We start from the raw sequence: 26,513 nt of genomic DNA, 5'->3' as shown, positions 1-26,513 counted from the left end.
AGGGTAGAGGGCGCGCCGCCCCGGACGGAGCAGACCGCTCCGGTCCGAGGACGCCGAGGGGCGCCCGGTGGCGCTACCTTTCCCCCAGTGAGTGCCGAGCCGACCACCGGGACGACCCGCACGCCCCCGGCGGCGCGCGGGTTGAGCCGCGAGGCCCGGGAGCAGTCGCCCTACGTGGTCCTCGACCGGCAGGACTGGAGCCGGTTGCGGGCCTCGACGCCGATGACGCTGACCGCTGAGGACCTGGCCCGCCTGCGGGGTCTGGGCGACCGCATCGACCTGCGCGAGGTCGAGGACGTCTACCTGCCGTTGTCGCGGCTGCTCACCCTCTACGACCGGGCCGTGGGCAGCCTGCACTCGGCCACCTCGACGTTCCTCGGCGACATCGGCGAGAACGCCGACCGTACCCCGTTCGTCATCGGGGTCGCCGGGTCCGTCGCCGTCGGCAAGTCGACGACCGCGCGCATCCTGCGCGAACTGCTCTCGCACTGGCCGGAGACCCCGCGCGTGGAGCTCGTCACCACCGACGGGTTCCTGCTGCCCAACGCCGAGCTCGACCGACGCGGCATCCTGCACCGCAAGGGTTTCCCCGAGTCCTACGACCGCCGGGCCCTGCTCCGGTTCGTCTCCGCGGTCAAGTCCGGGGCGCCCGAGGTGCGGGCCCCGGTCTACTCCCACCTGACCTACGACATCGTGGCGGGCGCCGAGATCGTGGTGCGCCGGCCCGACGTCCTCATCGTGGAGGGGCTGAACGTGCTGCAACCGGCCCGGGTGCGGGCCGACGGGACCCAGGGCGTGGCCGTCAGCGACTTCTTCGACTTCTCCGTCTACGTGGACGCCCGTACCGAGGACGTCCGGTCCTGGTACGTCGACCGGTTCCTGCGGCTGCGGCAGACCGCGTTCAGCAACCCCGAGTCCTACTTCCACCGCTACGCGGCGCTGACCGACGTCCAGGCCGTCGACCGCGCCGAGCAGATCTGGGCGACCATCAACGGACCCAACCTGGTCGAGAACGTCCGGCCGACCCGGGGGCGGGCCACGCTCGTGCTGGCCAAGGACTCCGACCACTCGGTGAGCCGGGTCCGGCTGCGCAAGCTCTGAGCGCGGCTCAGCCGCCCGCCGTCCCCTCCGGGCGCAGGGCGGCCAGCGCGGGCCCCGCTCCCGTGACCTCGACCCGGGCACCACGGTCCCGCCCGTCCCGCCAGGCCGCACGGTCCAGCCGCAGGCGCTGCGCGAGCACGCGGGCCCCCTCGCGGACCTCGACCTCGAGGCCGTCGTCGGCGTAGCCGAGACCGTGCGAGACCGCGAGGCTGGCCGGGTTGTCCACGAAGGCCGAGCTGGTGGCCGTGTCCGCGCCGAGGTGGTCGAAGGCCAGGGCCAGGACCGCGACGCGCATGGCCCGGCCGGTCCCCCGACCCTGGTGGGCGCGCCCGAGCCACGACCCGGTCCCGACCTCGCGCCGGACCGGGAAGTGCCGGGCGCTCAGCGACTGGGTGCCGACGACCACCCCGTCGCGGCGCACGACGAACTCGAGCCGCCAGTCCTCGGGCCTCCAACCGGCCCAGGCGCCGACCTGCCAGTCGAAGGTCCGCCGGGCCCGTTCGGCCGGCTCGCAGCGGGTCCAGGGCGTCGTGAAGGGCATGAGGGCCTCGTCGTGCACGCCCTCGGCCGCGACCGCGGCGAGCGCGACCACGCCCTCGAGGTCCCCGGTCCGCAGCTCGACCTCGGCCCCGTCGGACGTCGTGGTCCGCAGTCGCAGGGCCGCGAAGGGGTAGAGGTCGGCGGGAAGCGTCATGCGCTCCAGCTCAGCCGTCGCCCGACCCGCCGGTCAACGGCTTTCGCCCCCGGCCGAGCGCGGGTGCCCGGCGGGCGTCAGTGGCCGAGCCGGGCCCGCACGACGTCGGCCAGCGAGTGGGCGACGGCCTCGGCGTGGGACTGCTCCGCGGCCTCCACCATGACCCGGACCAGCGGCTCGGTGCCCGAGGGGCGCAGCAGGACCCGACCGGTCTCGCCCAGCTCGCGCTCGGCGGCGGCCACGGCGGCGTTGACCTCGTGGTCGACCGCGGCCCGGGAGCGGTCCACGCCGCCGACGTTGACCAGCACCTGGGGCAGCTTGTGCATGACCCCGGCGAGGTCGGCGAGGCTGCGCCCCGTCTCGGCCATCCGGGAGAGCAGCTGCACGGCGGTCAGCAGCCCGTCCCCCGTGCTCGCGTGCGCGGGCAGGACGACGTGACCGGACTGCTCCCCGCCCAGGGCGTAACCGCCCTCGGTGAGCGCCTCGAGGACGTAGCGGTCGCCGACCGCGGTCTCGATCATCCGGATGCCCTCGCGCTGCATGGCCAGGCGCAGCCCCAGGTTGCTCATCACGGTGGCGACGAGGGTGTCGGCGGTGAGCCGGCCCCGCTCCTTCAGCGCGACGGCCAGGATCGCCATGATCTGGTCCCCGTCGACGACCTGTCCGTCGGCGTCGACCGCCAGGCAGCGGTCGGCGTCGCCGTCGTGAGCGATGCCCAGGTCGGCGCCGTGCTCACGGACGGCGGCGGCCAGCGGGGCGAGGTGGGTGGACCCGACCCCGTCGTTGATGTTGAGACCGTCGGGCGTGGCGGCCAGGGCGGTGACCCGCGCCCCCGCCCGCTGCAGCACGCGGGGGGCGACGGCGCTCGCCGCGCCGTGGGCGCAGTCCAGCACGACGTGCAGGCCGGACAGGTCGTGCTCCACGGTGGCGAGCACGTGCTCGACGTAGCTGTCGCGGGCGGCGGCCTCGACGCCGCCGCCGTTCTCCACCCGACCGACGTCGGCCCCGGTGGGGCGGTTGCGGGACCCGGAGTGGAAGGTGCGCTCGATCGCGTCCTCGACGTCGTCGGGCAGCTTGGCCCCGCCGCGGGCGAAGATCTTCAACCCGTTGTCGGGCATCGGGTTGTGCGAGGCGGAGAGCATGACGCCGAAGTCGGCGTCGCCGACCGCGACGAGGTGGGCCAGGGCCGGGGTGGGCACGACGCCGACGTCGCGCACGTCCACGCCTGCGCTGGCGAGGCCGGCGACGACCGCCGCGCTCAGGAACTCCCCCGAGGCCCGGGGGTCGCGCCCGACGACCGCGAAGGGGCGCCCGCCGTCCTGGCGGCCGAGGACGGCGGCGGCCGCCGCCGAGAGCCCCAGTGCCATCTCGGCGGTCAGGTCGACGTTGGCCAACCCCCGCACGCCGTCGGTCCCGAAGAGTCGCCTCACGCGCCTCGTTCCTCTCTGTGCTCCCGCGGCGGTGCGCGCCGAGGGCTGGATGACAGTACCGAGCGGGAAGGGCCCCGACGCAGAACGGCCCCGGGGATGTCCCCGGGGCCGTTCGGCCGTCCGCCGTGCTCAGGGCACGGGCGGGATCAGCGCTTGCTGAACTGAGGCGCCTTGCGGGCCTTCTTGAGACCGGCCTTCTTGCGCTCGGTCGCGCGCGGGTCGCGGGTCAGGAACCCGGCCTTCTTCAGCGCCGGGCGGTTCGCCTCGACGTCGATCGCGTTGAGCGAGCGGGCCACGCCGAGGCGCAGGGCGCCGGCCTGACCGGACGGGCCACCGCCGTGGATGCGGGCGATGACGTCGAAGGAGCCCTCGAGCTCGGTGACCCGGAACGGCTCGTTGACGAGCTGCTGGTGCACCTTGTTCGGGAAGTAGCTGTCGAGGTCACGACCGTTGATCGACCACTTGCCGGAGCCGGGGACGATGCGGACGCGGGCGACGGCCTCCTTGCGACGGCCGGTGGCCGCGCCGGGGGCGATGATGCTGTTGCCACCGGTCCGCGGCTGGGCGGACTCGGAGGTGTAGGTACCGGTGAAGTCGTCGGACTCGGTGATGTCCTCGACGGTCTCGGTGGTGTACTCGGCCACGATTCTCCTCAGTCAGTTCGCAGTGGGCGCGACAGCACTCACTGCGCGACCTGGGTCAGCTCGAAGGGCTGCGGCTGCTGGGCCGCGTGCGGGTGCTCGGGGCCGGCGTACACCTTGAGCTTGGAGAGCACCTGGCTGCTGAGCGAGTTCTTCGGCAGCATCCCGCGGATCGCCTTCTCGACGGCGCGCTCCGGGTTCTTCTCCAGCAGCTCGGTGTACTTGGTGGCCTTGAGACCACCCGGGTACCCGGAGTGCCGGTAGGCGATCTTCTGGTCCCGCTTGGAACCGGTCAGCGCGACCTTCGCGGCGTTGACGATGATGACGAAGTCGCCACCGTCCACGTGGGGGGCGAAGGTCGGCTTGTGCTTGCCGCGCAGCAGGATCGCCGTCTGCGACGCGAGACGGCCGAGGACGACGTCCTCGGCGTCGATGACGAACCAACGGCGGTCGATGTCGCCCGGCTTCGGGGTGAACGTACGCACGGGACTAGCCCAACTCCTCGGGAACGATGGCTCTCCGGCCCCCGCCTGGGGCCGCTCCTTCGTGACGACGAGGGGCGAGCACTGCGCGGGCACAACGACCAGTGACGATACCCGCGCGTGGGGACCGGGGTCAAAACGGTGCCCGGACGGCACCCCGGACAGCGCTCAGCGGGCCCGGGCCACCCGCTCCACGTCCCACACCGGCGTGGGCGACTCGACCACCCGCCCGTCGGCCCCGAAGACGAGGAAGCGGTCGAAACCGCGGGCGAACCACCGGTCGTGGGTCACCGCGACGACGGTGCCCTCGAAGGCCTCCAGCGCCAGCTCCAGGGCCTCGGCCGAGTGCAGGTCCAGGTTGTCGGTCGGCTCGTCCAGCAGCAGCAGGGTCGCCCCGGACAGCTCCAGCAGCAGGATCTGCACGCGCGCCTGCTGCCCGCCCGAGAGGTGCTCGAAGCGCTGCTCGGCGGCCGCCGCGAGGCCGTAGCGGTCCAGCGCGCGCGAGGCCGCCTCCCGGTCCAGCCCGGAGCGGTGGTCGGTCCCCCGGTGCAGGATCTCCAGCAGGGTCCGCCCGAGCAGCTCCGGTTGCGCGTGGGTCTGGGCGAACCAGCCCGGTCGCACGCGGGCCCCCAGGCGGGCCGATCCGGTGTGCGCCACCGGTTCCAGGACGACCTCCTCGACCGGGCGGTGCTCGGCGTCGGGGTCGCTGCCGCCGGCCGCCAGCAGCCGCAGGAAGTGCGACTTGCCCGATCCGTTGGAACCGAGCACGGCCACCCGGTCGCCGAACCACAGCTCGGCGTCGAAGGGCCGCATCAGCCCGGTCAGCTCCAGCCGTTCGCAGACCACCGCCCGGCGTCCCGTGCGCCCGCCGCGCAGCCGCATCCGGACGTCCTGCACGCTCGGCGGGGCCTGCGGGGGGCCGGCCTCCTCGAACTTGGCCAGACGGGTCTGCGCCGCGGCGTAGCGCGAGGACATCCCGTCGTTGAACTTGGCCTTCTCGCGCAGGCTGAGCACCAGGGCGCGCAGCTTGACGCGCTCCTCCTCCCAGCGCCGGCCGAGCTCCTCCAGGCGCTCCCCCCGCGCCGTGCGCGCCTCGCCGTAGGAGGCGAACGACCCGCCGTGCACCCAGGAGACCGCCCCGGCCGCCCCCGGCTCCAGGGTCACGATGCGGTCGGCCGCGGCGCTCAGCAGCTCCCGGTCGTGGCTGACCAGCAGCACCGACTTCGGCGTCGCCCGCAGCTGCTCCTCCAACCAGCGCTTGCCCGGCACGTCGAGGTAGTTGTCCGGCTCGTCCAGCAGCAGCACCTGGTCGGGCCCGCGCAGCAACGCCTCCAGGGCCAGCCGCTTCTGCTCCCCGCCCGACAGGGTCCGGACCAGGCGGTTCCGGCAGTCCTCGAAGGACATCCCCAGCGCCGCCGCCGTGCACTCGTCCCAGCCGACCTCGGCGTCGTAGCCCCCGGCGTCGCCGAAGTCGGCCAGGGCCTGGGCGTAGCGCAGCTGGTCGCGCTCGCTCTCGGTCTCGATCATGGCGAGCTCGGCGCGCTCGACCGCGGCGCCGGCGGCCCGCAGGGCGGGCGGGGCCAGGGACAGCAGCAGCTCCCCGACCGAGGTGGTGTCGCGCACCGAGCCGATGAACTGCCGCATGACGCCCAGGCCGCCGCTGCGGGCGATCGCCCCCTCCTGCAGGGGCTCGTCCCCGGCGATCAGCCGCAGCAGGGTGGTCTTGCCGGTGCCGTTCGGGCCGACCAGGGCGGTCGTCGAGCCGTCGGCGACCCGGAAACCCACCTCGTTCAGCAGCGGGCGCCCGTCGGGCAGCTCGTGCGAGACGTTCGCGACGTCGACATGTCCTCCGGGTGCGCCCACGCGGCCAGTCTGCCCGGCCCGGCAAGCCCTTTTGCCCACGTGACCGGGGCGTGGTGGGGGGCGTGGTGGGGTGCGTGGTGGGGGGCGTGGTCGGGACGCGGTGGGGACGCGATGATCGGGGTATGAGACCTCGCCAGCTCGTGTCCTCCGGCGGCCCCTGGGAGGCCGTGGTCGGCTACTCGCGCGCGGTCCGGGTCGGCGACCGGGTCGCGGTGGCCGGGACCACGGCGGCCCGGCCCGAGGGCGGGGTCGTGGGACCGGACGACCCGGGCGAGCAGACCCGGGAGGCGCTGCGGCGCATCGCCGCGGCCCTCGAGGGGGTCGGGGCCGGGCTGGAGCACGTCGTCCGCACCCGGATCATGGTCACCGACATCAGCCGGTGGGAGGAGGTGGGCCGGGCCCACGGGGAGGTGTTCGCCGACGTCCGCCCCGCCTCCACGATGGTCGAGGTGTCCGCGCTGATCGCCCCGGAACTGCTGGTCGAGATCGAGGCGGACGCGATCGTCGACTGACCGCCCCCGGACCCGCCGCCGCGGCAGGGACCCGGCATCACTCCCCGGCGCGGGGGGTGTGCTCCAGGCGCAGCGCGCAGCTGGTCGAGTCGGCGTCGGCCCATTCCCCGCTCACGTCGAGGACGGCGATCCCCGTCGTGCGCAGCTGGACCATCCGCCCGCTCAGGCTGCTGACCAGGTCCGAGAGGCCGGGGTTGTGCCCGACGAGCACCACGACCGCGTCGGGGCGGGCGGTGTCGAGCCCGCGCACGATGCGCAGGAGGTCGCCGAGGCTCGCCTCGTAGATGCGCTCCTCGTCGACGACGGCGGCCGCCTTGCCCCAGGACTGCAGCAGGCGGGCGGTCGTCTCCTCGGTGCGCCGGGCCGGCGACGTGAGGACGAGGTCGGGGCGGTCGATGGTGGCCGCCAGCCACCGTCCCGCCTCCTCGGCGTCGGCGCGGCCGCGCTCGGACAGGGGGCGGGCGATGTCCTGCAGGCCGAGCGGGGTCTCGGCCTTGGCGTGACGGACGACGACGAGCGTGGGCACGGGGACACTGTCCACCAGCCCGGGATCAACCCCCAAGCCGGGGCGGCGCGTCGCCCGTCTGGTCGCAGCCGGGCAGCTCCCGCACGGCCCGGGCCTGCAGGACGCGGGCGGCGAGGAGGTGGTCGGCGGGGTAGGCGACCTCCTCGAGCGTGAGCCCGTGGGCGGGCACCACGGCGACGGCGGGGTCGCGGACCGCGGCGGCGAGCACCCGGGCCGGCCACCCCCGGTCGCGCCGCCCGTCTCCCACGGCCAGCGCGCAGCCGACCAGCGCGCGCACCATCGAGTGGCAGAAGGCGTCGGCCCGCACGTCGGCCACCAGCAGGCCGGCGTCGGCGCCCTCCTCGACCCGCCGCCAGGAGTAGCGCAGCAGCGTCCGCACCGTCGTGGCCCCCTCGCGGGGCTTGCAGAAGGCGGCGAACTCGTGCAGCCCGACGAGGGCCTGGACGGCCTCGTCCATGGCCGCGGCGTCGAGCGGGCGGCGGTGGTGCAGGACGTCGAAGCGGCGCAGCGGGGGCACCCCGCCCGGGGCGTCCGACACGCGGTAGGCGTAGCGCCGCCGGGTGGCCGCGAACCGGGCGTCGAAGCCCTCCGGCGCCCGACGCACCCCGTGCACCCGGACGTCGGGCGGCAGGACCCCCGCCAGCCGGGTCACCAGCGCCTCCTCGGGGGCCCGGGAGGACCGGCCGGGCACCCGGGCCAGGGCGTCCTCCTCGACGTCCACGTGGGCCACCTGGGCCCGCGCGTGGACCCCGGCGTCCGTCCGGCCGGCGACGACCAGGCGGGGAGCGGGATCGGTCCGCAGGACCCGACCCACCGCCTCGGTGAGGACCCCCTCCACCGTCCGCAGCCCCGGCTGCAGGGCCCACCCGGCGAACGCGGTCCCGTCGTAGGCCAGGTCCAGCCGCAGCCGGGTTGGCATCACGCAACCACCAGTCGACCCACCGCCTGTATCAGGTGTCGAAAAGAACTGCTTCCCCTTTCCGCGCTATTGATGTCTATGCATGCACAAAAAGCCGGCTGATGCAGCGTTTCGCGATACGGCTGTAGCATATGACGCGACAGTGTCTCCTTGGCCCCTCGCCGGGCCTCAGGATGCTCGACATCAAGGGCCGTCAATTTGACGCTCCGATGCGAGGTCAAAGATTGCATCGCAGCCAAAAACCAGGCTTCAAACTCTCGGACCGCAACAACCACCTCGATCGTCCCCGCAGCTCTAGCGACTGACAGAACCTGTGCACACAATTCCTCGGCGTCGTCGTCATCCGAGTCCAGGAGGACGAGGACTCCTCCCGATCCGTCCTGCTGCACCCGGCGCCGCTGGAGCTCCACGGCGCGCCCTAAGTGCTCTTCCTTCAGCATGCGCCCGCGCGGCAAACGATGGGGTCGCTCGATGATAACCGGACCAGAACCGGAGAAACGTTCGCTCACAATGCGACGCAGAAGGACAGGCACCGCAAGTTCATCTCCCTGCCCCTCCACGATAGAGGCAATTGTGGTCACGAGGCGAACAACTTCAACTGATCGGGCTGCAGGGCCTCAGCCGGTCGCAATTGGTCCACCCGAAGCAACTCTCCCGCCGTAAAAAGACCCTCCCGCAGGACACTGGCTGCGGCGGCGTCAGGCCGGGAGACCGCAGTCTCTCCCCGACGCGAGGTGACGGCCACGATTGACTCCGGTCCCACCGTCGGCGAGTCCAAGAGATCCGGGCTATGGCTCGTGGCCAGTACCTGTCTAGTTTCCGATGCCACTTGGAGGGCTTCGAGTAGCGTCCCGGACGCCGCAGGGTGTAGTGCCGCCTCAGGTTCCTCAATACCCACGGGTGAACGCACAGGAGCAGCTCCCGCGAAAAGCGCCGCCAGGGCGCCGAGGGCGCGCAGGGTTCCGTCACTCATCGATGTCGCTGCGAACGTCCATGAGGCGTCGGAGCCATCAACCTCCTGCCGGAAGGATAGAGTCTCATAGGCGCCAAGGGGACTACGCTCCACCGCGACAATTCCGGGAACAACCGCGGCCAGGTAGGCATCAATATCTGCCTTAACCTCGGGGCGCTCTCGCGAAAGACGCGTCAGGACACTGGCGATGTTTCCCCCATCGCGCCGGAGCAACTCCCCGGGGTCAGGAATCTGGGGAGGTCGCATGACTTCGGGATTGAGGTTGTAGACGTTCATACCTGCCAGTCCGTCAAAAGCCTCACGGAAGGCCGGAAGACCGGACGCCGACGCGAGCAACAGTCGGTCTGGAGTGGATCGCGGCAGCTGACCCAAGGACGAATGGACTACCTCCCCAGACCGGACGCGGTAGCTGACAGGGTCCGCACCAAAGGCAACCGGGGTGATCGAGCAGTCTTCCTTGGTCACCCGGAAATCGCCGCCGCCGACAGCTCCCACCTCAAAGCTATACTTACCGGAACAGGTAGGTCCCTGGAAGTCGAGAGAGATGCCGAAATGGCGGGGATGACCTGTGGAACGGCGGCGCACCTCTTGCACGCCACCCCGCTCACGCAGAGCGTTGTCTAGGTTCTCGTTCAACGACTGCGCTGTGAGTCGGAGACTGTCGAGGACGTTACTTTTCCCAGCCCCATTCGGCCCGACTAGGAAGGTTAGGGCTCCGAGCTTGACCGCACAGGCAGGGATGCTCCGGAAGTTGCGCAGCCGCAACTGGGTCACGTCGAAACGTCCGGGAGCCATGACCCGATCGTACGACCCGACTCCACTTGCCCGGCACCAGCATCCCCAGGCACGAAGGGAACGAGCCCGCCCTCCCCGGAGGGAGGGCGGGCTCGTCAGGACCGGTCAGGCTCAGGCCTGGTCCTTCTTCTCGTCGCTCGGGTCGGCCTCGGCGGCGTCGACCTCGACGGTCTCCACGGGGGCGTCGCCCTCGGGGAGGGTGTCGGGCTGCTCGATGCTGCCCGGCTCCACGTCGGTCGCCTCGGTCGAGGTGGTCGCCTCGGTCGAGGTGGTCGCCTCGGTCGAGGTGGTCGCCTCGTCCTGCTCGGTCGCGGCCGGGGCCGAGGCCGCGGCGGCCGCGGAGGCCTCACGGACGACGGCCTGCTTCGGGCTGACGGGCTCCTCGACCAGCGCGATGACGGCCATGGGGGCGTTGTCGCCCTTGCGGGGGCCGATCTTCACGATGCGGGTGTACCCGCCCTGCCGCTCCGCCATCGCCGGGGCGATCTCGGTGAACAGGAAGTGCACGACGGACTTGTCGCGGATGGTCTTCATCACCTGCCGGCGCGACGCGAGGTCGCCCTTCTTGGCGAAGGTGACCAGCTTCTCCGCGAACGGGCGGAGACGGCGGGCCTTGGCCTCCGTCGTGGTGATGCTGCGGTGCTCGAAGAGCGCGGTCGCGAGGTTGGCCAGGATGAGCCGCTCGTGCGCCGGCCCGCCGCCGAGCCGCGGACCCTTGGTGGGGGTGGGCATGGTTGTCGATCTCCTCGGATGGACCCGCGACCCTCAGGCGAGGGTTGCGGGAGGGCGGACGGTCAGAGCTGCTCGTCCTCGGCGAAGGACTGGTCGTCCTCCTCGAAGTCGTTGACGACGGCGGAAGGATCGAACCCGGGGGGCGAGTCCTTCAGGTGCAGGCCCATGCCGACGAGCTTGGCCTTCACCTCGTCGATGGACTTCTGGCCGAAGTTGCGGATGTCGAGCAGGTCGGCCTCGCTGCGCGAGACCAGTTCGCCGACGGTGTGGATGCCCTCGCGCTTGAGGCAGTTGTAGGACCGGACGGTGAGGTCCAGCGCCTCGATCTCGAGCGCGAGGTCCGCGGCCAGCGCCGCGTCGGTGGGCGAGGGGCCCATGTCGATGCCTTCGGCCTCGACGTTGAGCTCGCGGGCCAGGCCGAACAGCTCGGTCAGCGTCTTGCCGGCCGAGGCGACCGCGTCACGCGGGGTGATCGCGTGCTTGGTCTCGACGTCGACCACGAGGCGGTCGAAGTCGGTGCGCTGCTCGACGCGGGTGGCTTCGACCTTGTAGGTGACCTTGAGCACCGGCGAGTAGATCGAGTCGATCGGGATCCGACCGATCTCCTGCTCACCGGACTTGTTCTGCGCCGCGGAGACGTAGCCCCGGCCGCGCTCGACGGTCAGCTCCAGCTCGAGCTTGCCCTTGCCGTTGAGGGTCGCGATGTGCAGCTCGGGGTTGTGCACCTCGACACCGGCCGGCGGCGCGATGTCGGCGGCGGTGACCGCACCCGGGCCCTGCTTGCGCAGGTACATGACGACCGGTTCGTCGTGCTCGGAGGAGACGACGAGGTTCTTGATGTTGAGGACGATCTCGGTGACGTCCTCCTTCACCCCCGGGACGCTGGTGAACTCGTGGAGCACACCGTCGATCCGGAGGCTGGTGACCGCTGCACCGGGGATGGACGAGAGCAGCGTCCGGCGCAGCGAGTTGCCGAGGGTGTAGCCGAAGCCCGGCTCCAGCGGTTCGATGACGAACCGCGAGCGGTACTCGTCGACGACGTCCTCGGTGAGGGTGGGGCGCTGTGCGATCAGCACGGAGGGTTCCTTCCCGCGGGCGTCCGCCATATGACGCCCCGCACGCCCGTTCGGCTTCGGTCCACCGACGGGGTCTGACTTCGTACGTGATGACACCCCGGCGGGCGGCGGATCCCTCCGCCGACCCGTCGGGGTTCGCGCTCAGCTCAGACGCGCCGGCGCTTGGGCGGCCGGCAGCCGTTGTGCGGGCTGGGGGTGACGTCGGAGATCGCGCCGACCTCGAGGCCCGTGGCCTGCAGCGAGCGGATGGCGGTCTCGCGGCCCGAGCCCGGGCCCTTGACGAAGACGTCGACCTTGCGCATGCCGTGCTCCTGCGCCCGACGCGCGGCGGCCTCGGCGGCCATCTGCGCGGCGAACGGGGTCGACTTGCGCGACCCCTTGAAGCCGACCTGTCCGGCCGACGCCCACGCGATGACGGCGCCGGTCGGGTCGGTGATCGAGACGATGGTGTTGTTGAACGTGCTCTTGATGTGAGCGTGCCCGTGGGCGACGTTCTTCTTCTCCTTGCGGCGCGGCTTGCGCGCCGCGGTGGCCTGACGGCTCTTGGGAGGCATGTGTCCGGAACTCCTGGGGACGAGGTAGCGATCGAGGGCGGGCCGCGGGAGGACCCGGGAGGCGACCGCCGCGGCCGTCGACGGTCAGCGGGTGACCGGCTCGGGGCGGCGGATGCGCGTTACTTGCGCCCGGCCTTCTTCTTGCCGGCCACGGTGCGCTTCGGGCCCTTGCGGGTACGCGCGTTGGTCTTGGTGCGCTGGCCGCGGACGGGCAGACCCCGGCGGTGCCGGAGGCCCTCGTAGCAACCGATCTCCACCTTGCGGCGGATGTCGGCGGCCACCTCGCGGCGGAGGTCACCCTCGACGCGGTAGTTGCCCTCGATGTAGTCGCGCAGGGCGACCAGGTCGTCGTCCGTGAGGTCGCGGACACGGGTGTCGGGGCTGACGCCGGTGGCGTCCAGCGTCTCCTTCGCCCGGGTGCGTCCGACGCCGTAGATGTAGGTGAGCGCGATCTCCAGCCGCTTCTCGCGGGGGAGGTCGACGCCGACGAGACGTGCCATGCGGTTCGGTCCTGCTTCCGTTCGCGGAGGTCTGTCGCAGCACCGTCCCCGTCCTCGTCCGGCGGGTCCCCGGCCTCCGACCGGGGGTGTCGCCCGCGCGCGGCGCCAGGTCCTGGCGGCGCGCACCGGGCGGGTGCTGCGATGGTCTGCCGTCGGCTGCGTCCGACGGCGGGTCCTGCTGGGGGTCTGCGTCAGCCCTGGCGCTGCTTGTGTCGCAGGTTGTCGCAGATGATCATGACCCGGCCGTTGCGGCGGATCACCTTGCACTTGTCGCAGATCTTCTTGACGCTCGGCTTGACCTTCATCGTGTCTCCGGTCGTGCCGTGCCCGGGACCGGCGGGATGCCGACCACGCTCACGGCGGCGGTCACTTGTAGCGGTAGACGATGCGCCCGCGGGACAGGTCGTACGGGCTGAGTTCCACCACGACCCGGTCCTCGGGGAGGATCCGGATGTAGTGCTGCCGCATCTTGCCCGAGATGTGCGCGAGCACCTTGTGACCGTTGCTCAGCTCGACGCGGAACATCGCGTTCGGCAGGGCTTCGACCACGGTGCCTTCGATCTCGATGACGCCGTCCTTCTTCGGCATGTCCTCCGCTTTTCCGTGGGTGGCAATCGGGGTGGTGTTACCTCACTCCGCCACCCCTGGGGGCGCGTGGACCATGTGCAGAAAGCAGAACACAGCGACACGACAGAAGGCATGGCGGACCGACAGGCAAGCTTACGCGACGTCGACGCGCAGACGAAATCGGCGGTACCGGCGGCCCCCGCGGCCCACGGCCGGGGTGCGTCGGAGCGTCAGGACGTCTCCGCCGGCACCCGGACGCCGAGCGCCGCGAGCTCGTCGCGGCCCCCGTCCGGGGCGGTGAGGACCCAGAGGCCCTCGTCCAGGACCGCGACCGTGTGCTCCCAGTGCGCGGCGCGGGCCCCGTCGGTGGTGACGACCGTCCACTCGTCGTCGAGCACGTCGGTCTCGTCGCCCCCGCGGGTGCACATGGGTTCGATCGCCACGACCAGACCGGGCTTGATCCGCGGCCCGCGCTCGCGCACGCGGTAGTTGAGGACCTCCGGCGCCTGGTGCATGGCCGTACCGATCCCGTGACCGGTGTAGCCGTCGACGATGCCGAGCCGGCCGGCGACCGCGTCCTCGACGGCTCCCCCGACCTCGTTCAACCGGCCCCGACCGTCCAGGGCGGCGATCCCCCGCCACATGGCCTGCCGGGTGACCTCCACGAGCTCGGCGTCGCCCTCGTCGCGCGGCTCGCCGACGATCTCGGTCCAGGCCGAGTCGCCGTGCCACCCCTCCACGATCGCCCCGCAGTCGACGGAGACCACGTCCCCCTCGGCCAGCACCTGCTCCCCCGGGATCCCGTGGACGACCACGTGGTTCACCGAGATGCAGGTCGAGGCCGGGTAGCCGTGGTAGCCGAGGAAGCTCGGGGTGCCGCCGCCGCCGCGGATGACCTCCGCGGCGACGGCGTCGAGCTCACGGGTGCTGATCCCCGGGCGCAGCGCGGCCCGCACGCTCTCGAGCGCGGCCGCCGTCAGCAGACCGGCCGTGCGCATCAGCCCGATCTGCTCGGGGGTCTTGAACTCGATGCGTTCGCGCGCCATGGGTCCGTATCGCTCGTCGGTCGGGGGTGGTGGGCCGGACCGGGGTCCGGCCGGGGGGCGCGGGCGTCAGCGCTCGACGCCCAGGGCGTCCAGCAGGCGGCCGGTCACGTCCTCGACGGAGCCGAGGCCGTCGACGCTGTGCAGCAGGCCGCGCTCGCCGTAGACGTCGACCAGCGGCGCGGTCTGCTCCAGGTAGACCTTCTGCCGGTTGCGGATGACGTCCTCGGTGTCGTCGCTGCGCCCCTCGAGGCCCGCGCGCTTGCTGAGCCGGGCCACCAGCTCGTCGCTGTCGGCGGTGATCTCGAGCACGGCGTCCAGCTTGGTGCCCGCGGCCCGCAGCATCGAGTCGAGCTCGGTGACCTGGTCGGTCGTGCGGGGGTAGCCGTCGAGGATGAAGCCCTCGGTCGCGTCGGCGTGGGAGAGCCGGTCGGCGACCATCGCGTTGGTCACGGAGTCGGGGACGTACTCACCCTTGTCCATGTACCCCTGCGCGGTCCGTCCCAGCTCGGTCCCTTCCTTGACGTTGGCGCGGAAGATGTCGCCGGTCGAGATGGCCGGCACGCCCAGGCGCTCGGCGAGGAGCTTGGCCTGGGTGCCCTTGCCGGCACCGGGGGGACCGAGCAGAACGAGTCGCTTCATCGCAGGAACCCTTCGTAGTTGCGTTGCTGAAGTTGGGACTCGATCTGCTTCACCGTCTCGAGGCCCACGCCGACGATGATCAGGATCGACGTCCCCCCGAAGGGGAAGTTGGCGTTGGCGTTGAAGGCTACGAGAGCGATGAGGGGTAGGAGGGAGATCAGACCCAGATAGATGGATCCGGGCAGTGTGATCCTCGTCAAGATGTAGTCGAGGTACTCGGCCGTGGGCCGCCCGGCGCGAACGCCGGGGATGAAGCCGCCGTACTTGCGCATGTTCTCGGCGACCTCGTCCGGGTTGAACGTGATCGCGACGTAGAAGAACGCGAAGAAGATGATCATGAGGAAGTAGGCGGCCATGTAGATGGGGTGGTCGCCCCGGGCCAGGTGGACGTTGATCCACTGCACCCAGCCCGCGTTCGGGTCGTTGAACTGCGCCAGCAGGGCCGGGAGGTAGAGCAGCGACGAGGCGAAGATGATCGGGATGACCCCGGCCATGTTGACCTTCAGCGGGATGTAGGTGGAGCTGCCGCCGTACATGCGCCGGCCCACCATGCGCTTGGCGTACTGCACCGGCACCCGGCGCTGGGACTGCTCGACCGCGACGACGGCGGCCACGACGACGAGGCCGACCAGGATCACACCGGCGAAGGTCATCCAGCCGTTCTCCTGGGCGATGGCCCACAGCGAGGTCGGGAACCCGGCGGCGATCTGGGTGAAGATCAGGAGCGACATGCCGTTGCCGACCCCGCGCTCGGTGACCAGCTCCCCCAGCCACATGATCAGGCCGGTCCCCGCGGTCATGGTCAGGACCATGAGGGCCAGGGTCTGCACGGACTGGTCGGGGATGACCTGGGCGGTGCAGTCGGTCTGGAAGAGCCGCGCAGGGTCGCGTGCGATCGACACGTAGGTCGTCGACTGCAGGATGGCCAGCGCGATCGTGAGGTAGCGCGTGTACTGGGTCAGCTTGCTCGTGCCCTGCTGACCCTCCTTCTTCAGCTCCTCGAACTTGGGGATCACCACGGTCAGCAGCTGGATGATGATGCTGGCCGTGATGTAAGGCATGATCCCGAGCGCGAAGACGGACAGCTGCAGCAGCGCCCCGCCGGAGAACAGGTTCACCAGACCCAGCAGGCTGTTACCGGTCTCGGCCTGCGCGATGCACTGCTGCACCGCGGAGTAGTCCACCCCCGGGGTCGGCACGAACGAGCCGACGCGGACCAGGACGATGATGCCGAGGGTGAAGAAGATCTTGCGGCGCAGGTCCGGCGTGCGGAACGCGCGGCCGAGAGCGGTGAGCACGACAACCTCCTGCGCCGCACCGGCGCGGAGCCGGCGGCGACTGGGACGGACGAGAACGGAGCGGCCGACCCGGAGACCGGGGACAGCCTGATGAGGAACCCTACAGGGCCAAAACAGTGACGCGGCGACACCGAACGATTACTCGATCGGTGCCGCCGCGTCAGGACCTGCGGGAGCTGCTCACAGCGCGGTGGTGGTCCCACCGGCCGCAGCGATCTTCTCCGCCGCCGAGGCGGAGAACTTGTGCGCACTGACCTGCAGCGCGACCGTGGCCTCGCCCTTGCCGAGGACCTTGACCAGGTGGCCGTCGCGGACCGCGCCGCGAGCGACCAGCTCGGCCGGGGTGACCTCGCCACCCTTGGGGAAGAGGGCGCTCAGCTTGTCCAGGTTCACCACCTGGTACTCGACCCGGAAGGGGTTCTTGAAGCCCCGGAGCTTGGGCAGCCGCATGTGCATCGGCATCTGCCCGCCCTCGAAGCCCGCGGGCACCTGGTAGCGCGCCTTGGTCCCCTTGGTACCGCGACCGGCGGTCTTCCCCTTGCTGCCCTCACCACGGCCGACCCGCTGCTTGGCGGTCTTGGCCCCCGGCGCGGGACGCAGGTGGTGCACCTTCAGGACGTGATCGCCCGGAGTGCCTGCCATGTCAGTCAACCTCCTCGACGGTCACGAGGTGCGCGACCGTCGTCGCCATACCGCGGAACTCGGGGCGGTCCTCCTTGAGGACCGTCTGCCCGATCTTGTGCAGCCCGAGGCTGCGCAGGGTGTTCCGCTGGTTGTCCTTGCCGCCGATGGCGGACTTGACCTGGGTGATCTTCAGCTTCGCCATCAGGCGGACACCCCCGCGGCACGCGCCTTGAGCAGGGCGGCCGGGGCCACCTGCTCGACGGACAGACCACGGCGCGCCGCGACCTGCTCGGGACGCTCGAGGCCCTTCAGCGCCGCCACCGTCGCCTGGACGATGTTGAGCGCGTTGTCGCTGCCGAGCGACTTGGAGAGCACGTCGTGCACCCCGGCGCACTCGAGCACGGCGCGGACCGGACCACCGGCGATCACACCGGTACCCGGGGAGGCCGGGCGCAGCATGACCACGCCGGCCGCCTTCTCACCCTGGATGGGGTGCGGGATGGTGCCCTGGATGCGGGGCACGCGGAAGAAGTTCTTCTTGGCCTCCTCGACACCCTTGGCGATCGCCGCGGGCACCTCCTTGGCCTTGCCGTAGCCGACACCGACGGTGCCGTCGCCGTCGCCCACGACCACGAGGGCCGTGAAGCTGAAGCGACGACCGCCCTTGACGACCTTGGCGACGCGGTTGATGGTGACCACGCGCTCCACGAAGTTGCTGCGGTCGCCCTGGTCACCACCACGGCGGTTGTCGCGGCCGCCGTCACGGCCACCGCGCTGACCGCGGTCGTTGCCACCGCGGTCGTTGCCACCACGGTTGTCGCCGCCGGCCGCACCGGCGCCTCGGCGCTGGGGTCCAGGCATCAGACGTTCCTCATTCCATCGACGGTAAAGAACACGGGGGTGGGGCTGATCACAGGGTCAGCCCCGCTTCCCGGGCGCCGTCGGCGATCGCCGCGACGCGGCCGGCGTACCGGTTGCCACCGCGGTCGAAGACCACGGAGTCGATCCCGGCTGCCTTGGCCCGCTCGGCGACGAGCGCGCCGACCGCACGAGCCTTGGCCGACTTGTCGTCGGAGGACGAACGCAGGTCCGCCTCCATGGTCGAGGCCGAGGCCAGCGTGTGGCCCGCGGCGTCGTCGATGACCTGCACGAAGACGTGGCGGGTCGACCGGGTGACGACCAGGCGCGGCCGCACGGCGGTGCCCACGACCTTCTTGCGGACCCGGGTGTGGCGACGCTTGCGCGAGGCTGCGGTGCCCTTCTGGGTCCGCTGCGTGGAGAGAGCCATCACTTACCAGCCTTTCCGACCTTGCGGCGGATCTGCTCGCCGGCGTAGCGCACGCCCTTGCCCTTGTACGGGTCGGGCTTGCGGAGCTTGCGGATGTTCGCAGCGACCTCGCCGACCTGCTGCTTGTCGATGCCCGCGACCGAGAACTTCGTGGGGTTCTCGACGGCGAACGTGATGCCGGCCGGCGCCTTGATCAGGACCGGGTGGCTGAAGCCGAGCGCGAACTCCAGGTCGGAGCCCTTGGCGGCGACGCGGTACCCGGTGCCGACGATCTCGAGCTTCTTCTCGTAGCCGGCGGTCACCCCGGTGACCATGTTGGCCACGAGGGTCCGGGTGAGCCCGTGCAGCGAGCGCGAGCTGCGCTCGTCGTCGGGACGGGAGACGGTGAGGACACCGTCCTCCCCGCGCTCGACGGAGATGGGCGCGGCGACCACGTGGGTCAGCTCGCCCTTGGGGCCCTTGACCGTGACGGTCGAGCCGTCGATGGACACGTCCACCCCGGCCGGGACCTGGATCGGGAGTCGTCCGATTCGCGACATGGTTACTCCTCCCTCACCAGACGTAGGCGAGGACTTCCCCACCCACGCCCTTCTTGTTGGCCTGCTTGTCGGTCAGCAGCCCGGAGGACGTGGACAGGATCGCCACGCCCAGGCCGCCGAGCACGCGGGGCAGGTTGGTCGACTTCGCGTAGACCCGCAGACCGGGCTTGGAGACGCGCCGCAGACCGGCGATCGCCCGCTCCCGGTTGGGGCCGAACTTCAGGTTCATCGTCAGCTTCTTGCCGACCTCGGCGTCCTCGACGGTCCAGGACTGGATGTAGCCCTCGGCCTGAAGGATCTCCGCGATGTGCGACTTCAGCTTGCTGTACGGCATCGAGACGCTGTCGTGGTACGCCGAGTTGGCGTTGCGCAGACGCGTCAGCATGTCCGCGATGGGGTCGGTCATCGTCATCGGGCTCGTCCGCCCTTCCTCGCCGGGGTTTCCGCCGCCCGCCGTGCTGTGCACGGCGAGGCGGCCGGACCTTCGGCGTCCTGTACGAAAAGTATGGTCACCAGTTGCTGCTCGGAACCCGGGGCCCGGGTTCCGCATGCCTCACGAACGAGAACTCACCAGGAGCTCTTGGTCACACCCGGGAGCTCCCCGCGGTGCGCCATATCGCGCACGCAAACTCGGCAGAGGCCGAACTTGCGGTAGACAGCGTGCGGACGACCGCAGCGCTGGCAACGGGTGTAGCCGCGAACCTTGAACTTCGGCTTGCGGGCTGCCTTGGTGATGAGAGCGGTCTTCGCCACGGTCAGTTCTCCTTGAAGGGGAAGCCCAGCGCACGGAGCAGGGCACGGCCCTCGTCGTCGGTCTTCGCCGTCGTCACGACCGTGATGTCCATACCGCGAACCCGGTCGATCTTGTCCTGGTCGATCTCGTGGAACATGGACTGCTCGTTGAGACCGAAGGTGTAGTTGCCGTTGCCGTCGAACTGCTTCGGCGACAGGCCACGGAAGTCGCGGATGCGCGGGAGCGCCAGCGACAGCAGACGGTCCAGGAACTCCCACATGCGGTCGCCGCGCAGCGTGGTGTGCGCACCGATCGGCATGCCCTCACGGAGCTTGAACTGGGCGATGGACTTGCGCGCCTTGGTGATCTGCGGCTTCTGGCCGGTGATCACGGTGAGGTCGCGCACGGCCCCGTCGATCAGCTTGGAGTCGCGAGCGGCCTCGCCGACACCCATGTTCACCACGACCTTGACCAGGCCGGGGATCTGCATGACGTTGCCGTAGGAGAACTGCTCGTGCAGCTGACCCCTGATCTCGTCGCGGTAGCGCTGCTTGAGGCGCGGCAGCGACCGGGTCTCGGTCGAGGTCTCGGTGGTGGCGGTCTCAGTCGTCATCAGATGTCCTTACCCGAGCGCTTGGCGACGCGGGTGCGGACGGTCTTGGTACGACCGTTGCGCTCGACCTGCTCCTCGCGGATGCCGACGCGGGTCGGCTTGTTGGTCTCCGGGTCCACCAGCTGCACGTTGCTGATGTGGATCGGGGCCTCGAAGACCTCGATCCCGCCGGCCACACCCGGGCGAGCCTTGGTGTGACGCTTCAGCTGGTTCACGCCCTCGACGACGACGCGCTGGGTGTCCGCCAGGACGTCCAGGACGCGACCCTGCTTGCCGAGGTCGGAGGTCTTGGTGCCGTCGTCGTTGCGACGACCGCGCACGCGGGTGATGACCTGGACCAGGTCACCCTTCTTGATACGGATCTTCGGCGTCTTCGCGCTCATGCTCACAGCACCTCCGGAGCCAGCGAGATGATCCGCATGAAGCGCTTCTCACGCAGTTCACGACCCACGGGCCCGAAGATTCGGGTGCCGCGCGGGTCGCCGTCGGCGCGGAGGATCACCGCGGCGTTCTCGTCGAAGCGGATGTAGGAACCGTCGGCACGCCGACGCTCCTTCTTGGTACGGACGATGACGGCCTTGACCACATCGCCCTTCTTCACGTTGCCACCCGGGATGGCGTCCTTGACCGTGGCCACGATGACGTCACCGATGCCCGCGTAGCGGCGGCCGGAACCACCGAGCACGCGGATGCACAGGATCTCCTTGGCACCCGTGTTGTCGGCGACCTTGAGCCGCGACTCCTGCTGGATCACTCTCTACTCCTTCGTCTCGCCGGTTCTCGGTACCCCACCGGTTCCCGGAAGGGGCACGAGCCTGACGGAACGGACATGGACTCGTGCTGGTGGCCGGCCCGCGCGGACGCGGGCCGGTCCACCGTCGTCACTTGGCGCGCTCGAGGACCTCGACGACGCGCCAACGCTTGGTCGCCGACAGCGGCCGGGTCTCGGCGATGAGGACGAGGTCCCCCACGCCGGCGGTCTCGACCTCGTCGTGCGCCTTGACCTTGGTCGTGCGGCGGATGACCTTGGCGTAGAGCGGGTGCTTCACGCGGTCCTCGACCTCGACGACGACGGTCTTCTGCATCTTGTCGCTGACGACGTAGCCGCGGCGCGTCTTGCGGTAGCCGCGCTCGTCGGTCGCCGGAGCGGTCTCGCTCGCGGTGTTCTCGCTCACTTGGCGGCCTCCTTCGTGATCGGCGCCTCGGTGATGCCGAGCTCGCGCTCGCGCATCGTCGTGTAGATGCGGGAGATGTCCCGCTTGACGGCCTTCAGCCGGCTGTTGTTCTCCAGCTGACCGGTCGCGGACTGGAAGCGGAGGTTGAACAGCTCCTCCTTGGCCTTCTTCAGCTCGGCGACGAGCTTGGCGTCGTCGAACTCACGGAGCTCGGTAGCGCCGAGCCCCTTGGTCCCGACGGACATCAGGACTCACCACCCTCGCGACGAACGATCTTGCACTTGACGGGAAGCTTGTGGATGGCGCGGGTGAGCGCCTCCGAGGCAACCTTCTCGTTGGGGAACGACAGCTCGAACATGACGCGTCCGGGCTTGATGTTCGCGATCCACCACTCCGGCGAACCCTTGCCGGAACCCATGCGGGTCTCGGCCGGCTTCTTGGTCAGCGGACGGTCCGGGTAGATGTTGATCCAGACCTTGCCGCCACGACGGATGTGACGGGTGATCGCGATACGGGCGGACTCGATCTGACGGTTCGTGACGTAACCGCCCTCGACCGCCATGATCCCGTACTCACCGAAGGTGACCCGGGTGCCGCCGCTGGCCGCACCACGCCGCGTGGGGTGGTGCTGCTTGCGGTGCTTGACTCGGCGTGGGATGAGCACGGCTCAGGCCTCCGTTCCAGTGGTCGGCGCCGCCGCCGCGGGGGCGGCGTCACCGGCGGGAGCGGCAGCGGCCTCGGCCGCGGGCGCCTGCTCCTGCGTCGGACGGCGACGCGGGCCGCGGTCGCCACGCTCACCGCGACGCGGGGCGCGCGGGGCCTGGGCCTGCGACTGGGCCAGCTCACGGCTGGTCACGTCACCGTGGTAGATCCAGACCTTCACGCCGATGCGGCCGAAGGTCGTGCGCGCCTCGTAGAAGCCGTAGTCGATGTTCGCGCGCAGCGTGTGCAGCGGCACACGACCCTCGCGGTAGAACTCCGAACGGCTCATCTCGGCGCCGCCGAGACGACCCGCGCAGGCGACGCGGATGCCCTTGGCGCCCGAGCGCATCGAGGTCTGCATCCCCTTGCGCATGGCGCGACGGAACGAGACGCGGCTCGCGAGCTGCTCGGCGATCCCCTGGGCCACCAGCTGCGCGTCGACCTCGGGGTTCTTGACCTCGAGGATGTTCAGCTGGACCTGCTTGCCGGTGAGCTTCTCCAGCTCACCGCGGATGCGGTCGGCCTCCGCACCACGACGGCCGATGACGATGCCCGGCCGGGCGGTGTGGATGTCGACACGGACCCGGTCGCGGGTGCGCTCGATCTCGACCTTGGAGATGCCGGCCCGCTCCATGCCCTTGGACATGAGCTTGCGGATCGCGACGTCCTCCTTGACGTAGTCGGCGTAACGCTGACCCGTCTTGGTCGAGTCGGCGAACCACCGGCTCTTGTGATCGGTCGTGATGCCCAGTCGGAACCCGTGCGGGTTGACCTTCTGTCCCATCAGCGGGTCCTCCTCGTCTTCTTGGCGCCGGGCACCTTGGGCGCGACGACCACGGTGATGTGGCTCGTGCGCTTGAGGATGCGTCCCGCGCGGCCCTGGGCGCGGGGACGGAACCGCTTCATCGTCGGGCCCTCGTCCACGTGGATCGCCTGCACGACGAGCTCGTTCGGGTCGAACGCCTCGGAGTGCTTGTCCGCGAGGAACTTGGCGTTCGCGATCGCGGACTCGACGAGCTTCCGCACCGGTTCGGCGGCCGCCTGCGGGGCGAACGACAACACGGCGACGGCCTCGGTGGCCTGCTTGCCCCGGACGAGGTCGACGACTCGGCGCGCCTTCTGGGGCGTGACGCGGAGGTACCGCGTCTGCGCCTTGGCTTCCATCCCTGTCCTGCCTTCTGATCTTGAGTCTTCAGCGAACGTCCGGCTCGGAGTCGAGCCGGGGTGAGCGGGTCTGCTCAGCGACGACGACCCTTGCGGTCGTCCTTCTCGTGCCCCTTGAACGTGCGGGTGGGCGCGAACTCGCCGAGCTTGTGGCCCACCATCGACTCCGTCACGAAGACGGGGTGGTGCTTGCGGCCGTCGTGGACCCCGAACGTGTGGCCCAGGAAGTCCGGCGTGATGACCGAACGGCGGGACCACGTCTTGATGATGTTGTGCGTGCCGGCCTCGTTCTGGACGTCCACCTTCTTCTGCAGGTGGTCGTCGACGAACGGGCCCTTCTTCAGACTACGAGGCATCCCTCAGGCTCCCTATCAGCGCTTCTTGCCGGTACGGCGGCGACGGACGATGAGCTTGTCGCTCTCCTTGCCCGGACGCCGGGTACGGCCTTCAGCCTGACCCCACGGGCTGACCGGGTGACGACCACCGGAGGTCTTACCCTCACCACCACCGTGCGGGTGGTCGATCGGGTTCATGGCGACACCGCGGACGGTCGGGCGCTTGCCCTTCCACCGCATGCGGCCGGCCTTGCCCCAGTTGATGTTCGACTGCTCGGCGTTGCCGACCTCGCCGATGGTGGCGCGGCAGCGGACGTCGACGTTGCGGATCTCGCCGGAGGGCATGCGCAGCTGGGCGAAACGACCCTCACGGGCGACCAGCTGGACGCTCGAACCCGCGGAGCGGGCGATCTTCGCGCCGCCACCGGGACGGAGCTCGATGGCGTGGATGACCGTACCGACCGGGATGTTGCGCAGCGGCAGGTTGTTGCCGGGCTTGATGTCGGCGGCGGGGCCGGCCTCGATCGGGTCGCCCTGCTTCAGCTTGGCCGGGGCGATGATGTAGCGCTTCTCGCCGTCGGCGTAGTGCAGCAGCGCGATGCGCGCGGTGCGGTTCGGGTCGTACTCGATGTGCGCGACCTTGGCCGGCACGCCGTCCTTGTCGTGACGACGGAAGTCGATGACGCGGTAGGCACGCTTGTGGCCACCACCGATGTGACGGGTGGTGATGCGACCGGTCGAGTTACGACCACCGGTCTTGCTGAGCGGACGGATGAGGGACTTCTCCGGCTCCGACCGCGTGATCTCGACGAAGTCGGCGACGGACGAGCCACGGCGGCCCGGCGTCGTCGGCTTGTACTTGCGGATTCCCATGGTGATGCGTCCTCGGGTTCGAAGGTTGTCTACGGCAGAGGTGCGAGGCCGGGAGGGCCTCAGGCGACCGAGCCGCCGAAGATGTCGATCGTGCCCTCGCGAAGCGTCACGATGGCCCGCTTGGTGTCCTTACGCTTCCCGGTCCCGGTCCGCGTACGACGCGTCTTGCCCTGGCGGTTGATGGTGTTGACGGACGACACCTTGACGCCGAAGACGGACTCGACCGCGACCTTGATCTCGGTCTTGTTCGCCCGCGGGTCGACCAGGAACGTGTACTTGCCCTCGTCGATGAGCGAGTAGCTCTTCTCGGAGACGACCGGCGCGAGCAGGATGTCGCGCGGGTCCTTCTGCGTGCCGCCGATGGCGCTCACAGGGTGCTCCCTTCGGACTCTGCCGCGACAGCGGAAGCGCTCTTGCGAGGCCCGGCGACGAACGCGTCGAGCGCGGCGCGGGTGAAGACCACGTCGTCGCTCTTCACGACGTCGTAGGTGTTGAGCTGGTCCGCCGGCAGGACGTGCACGGTGTCCAGGTTGCGCAGGCTGCGCAGCGAGATCTCGTCGTCGCGGGTCAGCACGATGAGCACGTGCTTGCGGCCCGAGAGCGTCTCGACCAGCTTGGCCGCGCTGCGGGTGGAGGGCTTGTCCCCGAAGGAGAACGCCTCGACGACGTGCAGCCGGTCGTGGCGCACGCGGTCGGAGAGGACCCCGCGCAGGGCGGCGGCCTTCATCTTCTTGGGGGTGCGCTGCGAGTAGTCACGCGGCTGGGGCCCGTGGACGACGCCACCGCCGGTGAACTGCGGGGCGCGCAGCGAACCCTGACGGGCGCGGCCGGTGCCCTTCTGCTTGTAGGGCTTCTTGCCACCACCGCGGACGTCGCCGCGGGTCTTGGTGGCGTGCGTACCCTGGCGCGCGGCGGCGAGCTGGGCCGTCACGACCTGGTGGATCAGCGGGATGCTGACCTGCCGGGCGAAGTCCTTCGCGGGCAGCTCGACGGTCCCGTTGGTGCCACCGTCGGCGGTGCGCAGCGGGACGACGACGGACTCGGTGGTCTCGGAAGACGTGGTCATGTCAGGCCTCCTTCACGCGCGCCTTGGCGGCGTTCTTGACGAGCACCACACCACCGCGAGGACCGGGGACGGCGCCCGCGATCAGCAGCAGGCCCTTCTCGGCGTCGACGGCGTGGACCGTCAGGTTCTGGGTCGTCTGGCGCACGCCACCCATGCGGCCGGCCATGCGCAGGCCCTTGAAGACCCGGCCCGGGGTGGCGCAACCGCCGATGGAACCGGGCTTGCGGTGGTTGCGGTGCGCACCGTGCGAGGCGCTGACACCGGCGAACCCGTGGCGCTTCATGACGCCCGCGAAGCCCTTGCCCTTGGTGGTGCCCACGACGTCCACGGTCTGCCCGGCGGCGAACACCTCGGCGGTGATCTCCTGCCCGGCGGTGTAGGACGCGGCGTCGGTGGTGCGCAGCTCGACCAGATGACGGCGCGGCGCGACGCCGGCCTTGTCGAAGTGGCCGCTGGCGGGCTTGTTCGCCTTGCGGGGGTCGATGACCCCGGCGGCGAGCTGGACGGCCTCGTAGCCGTCGGTGGTAGTGGTGCGGATCTGGGTCACGACGTTCGGCTCGACCTTGACCACCGTCACGGGCACGAGGCGGTTGGCCTCGTCCCACAGCTGGGTCATGCCGAGCTTGGTGCCGAGCACCCCTCGCACTTGCCTGTCGCTCATCGTCTGCTAATCCCTCAGAGCTTGATCTCGATGTCGACGCCGGCCGGGAGGTCGAGCCGCATGAGCGAGTCCACCGTCTTGGGGGTCGGGTCGATGATGTCGATGAGGCGCTTGTGCGTGCGCATCTCGAAGTGCTCGCGGCTGTCCTTGTACTTGTGCGGCGAGCGGATGACGCAGTACACGTTCTTCTCGGTCGGCAGCGGCACGGGTCCGGCCACGGAGGCGCCGGTCCGGGTCACCGTGTCGACGATCTTGCGCGCCGAGCTGTCGATGACCTCGTGGTCGTAGGCCTTCAGCCTGATGCGGATCTTCTGTCCCGCCATGGCGTCGTCTGTCTCTCTCTCTTCGTACCGCTACTGGTCTCGCGCGCGGCGCGGAACCGGTGTCCGGCT

At 70.5% G+C, this 26,513-nt stretch carries 41 protein-coding genes; 2 read left to right on the top strand and 39 right to left on the bottom strand.

What is annotated here, in order from left to right; all coding sequences use genetic code 11:
* Positions 1 to 87 precede the first annotated feature (87 nt).
* Positions 88 to 1,101: a type I pantothenate kinase gene (gene coaA / locus ACFFKU_RS15305; protein WP_380139204.1), complete on the top strand. Its 1,014-nt coding sequence runs from the start codon at positions 88 to 90 to the stop codon at positions 1,099 to 1,101.
* 7 nt (positions 1,102 to 1,108) lie between these two features.
* Here coaA and ACFFKU_RS15300 read toward each other — a convergent pair whose 3' ends face one another.
* The 5 genes from ACFFKU_RS15300 to ACFFKU_RS15280 all read right to left on the bottom strand — a co-directional run bounded on the left by ACFFKU_RS15300 (position 1,109) and on the right by ACFFKU_RS15280 (position 6,211).
* Positions 1,109 to 1,795, bottom strand: coding sequence for a GNAT family N-acetyltransferase (locus ACFFKU_RS15300; RefSeq protein ID WP_380139202.1), 687 nt, complete (start codon positions 1,793 to 1,795; stop codon positions 1,109 to 1,111).
* 77 nt (positions 1,796 to 1,872) lie between these two features.
* Entirely contained in the window at positions 1,873 to 3,225 is a 1,353-nt protein-coding gene (glmM, locus tag ACFFKU_RS15295) for a phosphoglucosamine mutase (protein WP_380139200.1), read from the bottom strand.
* Positions 3,226 to 3,371: 146 nt separating this feature from the next.
* The gene (rpsI, locus tag ACFFKU_RS15290) at positions 3,372 to 3,869 is read right to left on the bottom strand and encodes a 30S ribosomal protein S9 (RefSeq protein ID WP_380139199.1); all 498 of its coding nucleotides are present in this window, start codon (positions 3,867 to 3,869) and stop codon (positions 3,372 to 3,374) included.
* Between the two features lie 38 nt (positions 3,870 to 3,907).
* Complete coding sequence (gene rplM, locus ACFFKU_RS15285; protein ID WP_380139198.1) at positions 3,908 to 4,351, bottom strand: 50S ribosomal protein L13; 444 nt, start codon at positions 4,349 to 4,351, stop codon at positions 3,908 to 3,910.
* A gap of 165 nt (positions 4,352 to 4,516) precedes the next feature.
* Positions 4,517 to 6,211 carry an ATP-binding cassette domain-containing protein gene (locus tag ACFFKU_RS15280; RefSeq protein WP_380139197.1) on the bottom strand — a complete coding sequence of 565 codons (1,695 nt, stop codon included), beginning with the start codon at positions 6,209 to 6,211 and terminating at the stop codon, positions 4,517 to 4,519.
* Positions 6,212 to 6,333: 122 nt separating this feature from the next.
* Between ACFFKU_RS15280 and ACFFKU_RS15275 the strand changes: the two genes are divergently transcribed.
* Positions 6,334 to 6,723: a RidA family protein gene (locus tag ACFFKU_RS15275; protein ID WP_380139196.1), complete on the top strand. Its 390-nt coding sequence runs from the start codon at positions 6,334 to 6,336 to the stop codon at positions 6,721 to 6,723.
* 37 nt (positions 6,724 to 6,760) lie between these two features.
* Here ACFFKU_RS15275 and ACFFKU_RS15270 read toward each other — a convergent pair whose 3' ends face one another.
* The 34 genes from ACFFKU_RS15270 to rpsJ all read right to left on the bottom strand — a co-directional run bounded on the left by ACFFKU_RS15270 (position 6,761) and on the right by rpsJ (position 26,444).
* Complete coding sequence (locus tag ACFFKU_RS15270) at positions 6,761 to 7,249, bottom strand: SixA phosphatase family protein (protein WP_380139194.1); 489 nt, start codon at positions 7,247 to 7,249, stop codon at positions 6,761 to 6,763.
* 25 nt (positions 7,250 to 7,274) lie between these two features.
* The gene (truA, locus tag ACFFKU_RS15265; RefSeq protein ID WP_380139380.1) at positions 7,275 to 8,168 is read right to left on the bottom strand and encodes a tRNA pseudouridine(38-40) synthase TruA; all 894 of its coding nucleotides are present in this window, start codon (positions 8,166 to 8,168) and stop codon (positions 7,275 to 7,277) included.
* A complete protein-coding gene (locus ACFFKU_RS15260; protein WP_380139192.1) occupies positions 8,168 to 8,749 on the bottom strand; it encodes a DUF4276 family protein in 582 nt (193 codons plus the stop codon). Before ACFFKU_RS15260 ends, truA begins: the two co-directional genes overlap by 1 nt.
* Positions 8,746 to 9,936 carry an AAA family ATPase gene (locus ACFFKU_RS15255; protein ID WP_380139190.1) on the bottom strand — a complete coding sequence of 397 codons (1,191 nt, stop codon included), beginning with the start codon at positions 9,934 to 9,936 and terminating at the stop codon, positions 8,746 to 8,748. Before ACFFKU_RS15255 ends, ACFFKU_RS15260 begins: the two co-directional genes overlap by 4 nt.
* Positions 9,937 to 10,047: 111 nt before the next feature.
* Positions 10,048 to 10,668 carry a 50S ribosomal protein L17 gene (gene rplQ / locus ACFFKU_RS15250; protein ID WP_380139189.1) on the bottom strand — a complete coding sequence of 207 codons (621 nt, stop codon included), beginning with the start codon at positions 10,666 to 10,668 and terminating at the stop codon, positions 10,048 to 10,050.
* A gap of 62 nt (positions 10,669 to 10,730) precedes the next feature.
* Complete coding sequence (locus ACFFKU_RS15245) at positions 10,731 to 11,744, bottom strand: DNA-directed RNA polymerase subunit alpha (protein ID WP_380139187.1); 1,014 nt, start codon at positions 11,742 to 11,744, stop codon at positions 10,731 to 10,733.
* 146 nt (positions 11,745 to 11,890) lie between these two features.
* On the bottom strand, positions 11,891 to 12,298 hold the full coding sequence (rpsK, locus tag ACFFKU_RS15240; protein ID WP_380139185.1) for a 30S ribosomal protein S11: 408 nt from the start codon (positions 12,296 to 12,298) through the stop codon (positions 11,891 to 11,893).
* Positions 12,299 to 12,417: 119 nt separating this feature from the next.
* The gene (rpsM, locus tag ACFFKU_RS15235; RefSeq protein ID WP_380139183.1) at positions 12,418 to 12,798 is read right to left on the bottom strand and encodes a 30S ribosomal protein S13; all 381 of its coding nucleotides are present in this window, start codon (positions 12,796 to 12,798) and stop codon (positions 12,418 to 12,420) included.
* A 191-nt stretch (positions 12,799 to 12,989) separates the two neighbouring features.
* Entirely contained in the window at positions 12,990 to 13,103 is a 114-nt protein-coding gene (rpmJ, locus tag ACFFKU_RS15230; protein WP_380139181.1) for a 50S ribosomal protein L36, read from the bottom strand.
* A gap of 61 nt (positions 13,104 to 13,164) precedes the next feature.
* Entirely contained in the window at positions 13,165 to 13,386 is a 222-nt protein-coding gene (infA, locus tag ACFFKU_RS15225) for a translation initiation factor IF-1 (RefSeq protein WP_166605559.1), read from the bottom strand.
* Between the two features lie 209 nt (positions 13,387 to 13,595).
* Positions 13,596 to 14,411, bottom strand: coding sequence for a type I methionyl aminopeptidase (gene map, locus ACFFKU_RS15220; RefSeq protein WP_380139180.1), 816 nt, complete (start codon positions 14,409 to 14,411; stop codon positions 13,596 to 13,598).
* A 66-nt stretch (positions 14,412 to 14,477) separates the two neighbouring features.
* Complete coding sequence (locus tag ACFFKU_RS15215; RefSeq protein WP_380139179.1) at positions 14,478 to 15,050, bottom strand: adenylate kinase; 573 nt, start codon at positions 15,048 to 15,050, stop codon at positions 14,478 to 14,480.
* Positions 15,047 to 16,348 (bottom strand): preprotein translocase subunit SecY, encoded by a 1,302-nt coding sequence (secY, locus tag ACFFKU_RS15210; RefSeq protein ID WP_380139178.1) that lies wholly within the window; start codon positions 16,346 to 16,348, stop codon positions 15,047 to 15,049. The genes ACFFKU_RS15215 and secY overlap by 4 nt, the downstream gene beginning before the upstream one ends.
* A 180-nt stretch (positions 16,349 to 16,528) precedes the next feature.
* Positions 16,529 to 16,990 (bottom strand): 50S ribosomal protein L15, encoded by a 462-nt coding sequence (rplO, locus tag ACFFKU_RS15205; RefSeq protein WP_380139177.1) that lies wholly within the window; start codon positions 16,988 to 16,990, stop codon positions 16,529 to 16,531.
* A gap of 1 nt (position 16,991) precedes the next feature.
* Positions 16,992 to 17,174, bottom strand: a complete 183-nt coding sequence (gene rpmD, locus ACFFKU_RS15200) for a 50S ribosomal protein L30 (RefSeq protein ID WP_380139175.1) — start codon at positions 17,172 to 17,174, stop codon at positions 16,992 to 16,994.
* Positions 17,174 to 17,833, bottom strand: coding sequence for a 30S ribosomal protein S5 (gene rpsE / locus ACFFKU_RS15195; protein WP_380139173.1), 660 nt, complete (start codon positions 17,831 to 17,833; stop codon positions 17,174 to 17,176). Before rpsE ends, rpmD begins: the two co-directional genes overlap by 1 nt.
* A 49-nt stretch (positions 17,834 to 17,882) precedes the next feature.
* Positions 17,883 to 18,260, bottom strand: a complete 378-nt coding sequence (rplR, locus tag ACFFKU_RS15190; protein WP_380139172.1) for a 50S ribosomal protein L18 — start codon at positions 18,258 to 18,260, stop codon at positions 17,883 to 17,885.
* Positions 18,260 to 18,799: a 50S ribosomal protein L6 gene (gene rplF / locus ACFFKU_RS15185; protein WP_380139170.1), complete on the bottom strand. Its 540-nt coding sequence runs from the start codon at positions 18,797 to 18,799 to the stop codon at positions 18,260 to 18,262. Before rplF ends, rplR begins: the two co-directional genes overlap by 1 nt.
* A gap of 13 nt (positions 18,800 to 18,812) precedes the next feature.
* Positions 18,813 to 19,211 carry a 30S ribosomal protein S8 gene (gene rpsH / locus ACFFKU_RS15180; protein ID WP_380139169.1) on the bottom strand — a complete coding sequence of 133 codons (399 nt, stop codon included), beginning with the start codon at positions 19,209 to 19,211 and terminating at the stop codon, positions 18,813 to 18,815.
* A 155-nt stretch (positions 19,212 to 19,366) separates the two neighbouring features.
* A complete protein-coding gene (locus ACFFKU_RS15175; protein WP_380139168.1) occupies positions 19,367 to 19,552 on the bottom strand; it encodes a type Z 30S ribosomal protein S14 in 186 nt (61 codons plus the stop codon).
* A gap of 2 nt (positions 19,553 to 19,554) precedes the next feature.
* Positions 19,555 to 20,145 (bottom strand): 50S ribosomal protein L5, encoded by a 591-nt coding sequence (gene rplE / locus ACFFKU_RS15170; RefSeq protein ID WP_380139167.1) that lies wholly within the window; start codon positions 20,143 to 20,145, stop codon positions 19,555 to 19,557.
* Complete coding sequence (rplX, locus tag ACFFKU_RS15165; RefSeq protein WP_380139165.1) at positions 20,145 to 20,528, bottom strand: 50S ribosomal protein L24; 384 nt, start codon at positions 20,526 to 20,528, stop codon at positions 20,145 to 20,147. Before rplX ends, rplE begins: the two co-directional genes overlap by 1 nt.
* 2 nt (positions 20,529 to 20,530) lie before the next feature.
* The gene (rplN, locus tag ACFFKU_RS15160) at positions 20,531 to 20,899 is read right to left on the bottom strand and encodes a 50S ribosomal protein L14 (protein ID WP_166613999.1); all 369 of its coding nucleotides are present in this window, start codon (positions 20,897 to 20,899) and stop codon (positions 20,531 to 20,533) included.
* Positions 20,900 to 21,026: 127 nt separating this feature from the next.
* Positions 21,027 to 21,320, bottom strand: a complete 294-nt coding sequence (rpsQ, locus tag ACFFKU_RS15155) for a 30S ribosomal protein S17 (RefSeq protein ID WP_380139163.1) — start codon at positions 21,318 to 21,320, stop codon at positions 21,027 to 21,029.
* The gene (rpmC, locus tag ACFFKU_RS15150; RefSeq protein WP_380139161.1) at positions 21,317 to 21,565 is read right to left on the bottom strand and encodes a 50S ribosomal protein L29; all 249 of its coding nucleotides are present in this window, start codon (positions 21,563 to 21,565) and stop codon (positions 21,317 to 21,319) included. Before rpmC ends, rpsQ begins: the two co-directional genes overlap by 4 nt.
* Entirely contained in the window at positions 21,565 to 21,984 is a 420-nt protein-coding gene (gene rplP, locus ACFFKU_RS15145; protein ID WP_380139160.1) for a 50S ribosomal protein L16, read from the bottom strand. Before rplP ends, rpmC begins: the two co-directional genes overlap by 1 nt.
* A gap of 3 nt (positions 21,985 to 21,987) precedes the next feature.
* On the bottom strand, positions 21,988 to 22,806 hold the full coding sequence (gene rpsC / locus ACFFKU_RS15140; protein WP_380139158.1) for a 30S ribosomal protein S3: 819 nt from the start codon (positions 22,804 to 22,806) through the stop codon (positions 21,988 to 21,990).
* The gene (rplV, locus tag ACFFKU_RS15135; RefSeq protein WP_380139157.1) at positions 22,806 to 23,186 is read right to left on the bottom strand and encodes a 50S ribosomal protein L22; all 381 of its coding nucleotides are present in this window, start codon (positions 23,184 to 23,186) and stop codon (positions 22,806 to 22,808) included. Before rplV ends, rpsC begins: the two co-directional genes overlap by 1 nt.
* 74 nt (positions 23,187 to 23,260) lie before the next feature.
* Positions 23,261 to 23,542, bottom strand: coding sequence for a 30S ribosomal protein S19 (gene rpsS, locus ACFFKU_RS15130; protein ID WP_380139156.1), 282 nt, complete (start codon positions 23,540 to 23,542; stop codon positions 23,261 to 23,263).
* A gap of 15 nt (positions 23,543 to 23,557) precedes the next feature.
* On the bottom strand, positions 23,558 to 24,394 hold the full coding sequence (rplB, locus tag ACFFKU_RS15125; protein ID WP_380139155.1) for a 50S ribosomal protein L2: 837 nt from the start codon (positions 24,392 to 24,394) through the stop codon (positions 23,558 to 23,560).
* A gap of 59 nt (positions 24,395 to 24,453) precedes the next feature.
* A complete protein-coding gene (gene rplW, locus ACFFKU_RS15120) occupies positions 24,454 to 24,756 on the bottom strand; it encodes a 50S ribosomal protein L23 (RefSeq protein ID WP_380139378.1) in 303 nt (100 codons plus the stop codon).
* A gap of 5 nt (positions 24,757 to 24,761) precedes the next feature.
* The gene (gene rplD / locus ACFFKU_RS15115) at positions 24,762 to 25,460 is read right to left on the bottom strand and encodes a 50S ribosomal protein L4 (RefSeq protein ID WP_380139153.1); all 699 of its coding nucleotides are present in this window, start codon (positions 25,458 to 25,460) and stop codon (positions 24,762 to 24,764) included.
* Position 25,461: 1 nt separating this feature from the next.
* The gene (gene rplC / locus ACFFKU_RS15110; RefSeq protein ID WP_380139152.1) at positions 25,462 to 26,121 is read right to left on the bottom strand and encodes a 50S ribosomal protein L3; all 660 of its coding nucleotides are present in this window, start codon (positions 26,119 to 26,121) and stop codon (positions 25,462 to 25,464) included.
* A gap of 14 nt (positions 26,122 to 26,135) precedes the next feature.
* Positions 26,136 to 26,444 carry a 30S ribosomal protein S10 gene (rpsJ, locus tag ACFFKU_RS15105; RefSeq protein WP_012084982.1) on the bottom strand — a complete coding sequence of 103 codons (309 nt, stop codon included), beginning with the start codon at positions 26,442 to 26,444 and terminating at the stop codon, positions 26,136 to 26,138.
* Between the last annotated feature and the right edge of the window lie 69 nt (positions 26,445 to 26,513).

It is taken from the genome of Kineococcus gynurae (assembly GCF_042433995.1).
Lineage (GTDB): Bacteria > Actinomycetota > Actinomycetes > Actinomycetales > Kineococcaceae > Kineococcus > Kineococcus gynurae.
Note: the sequence above shows the minus strand (reverse complement) of the source record. Positions and strands in the feature narration are given on the sequence as shown.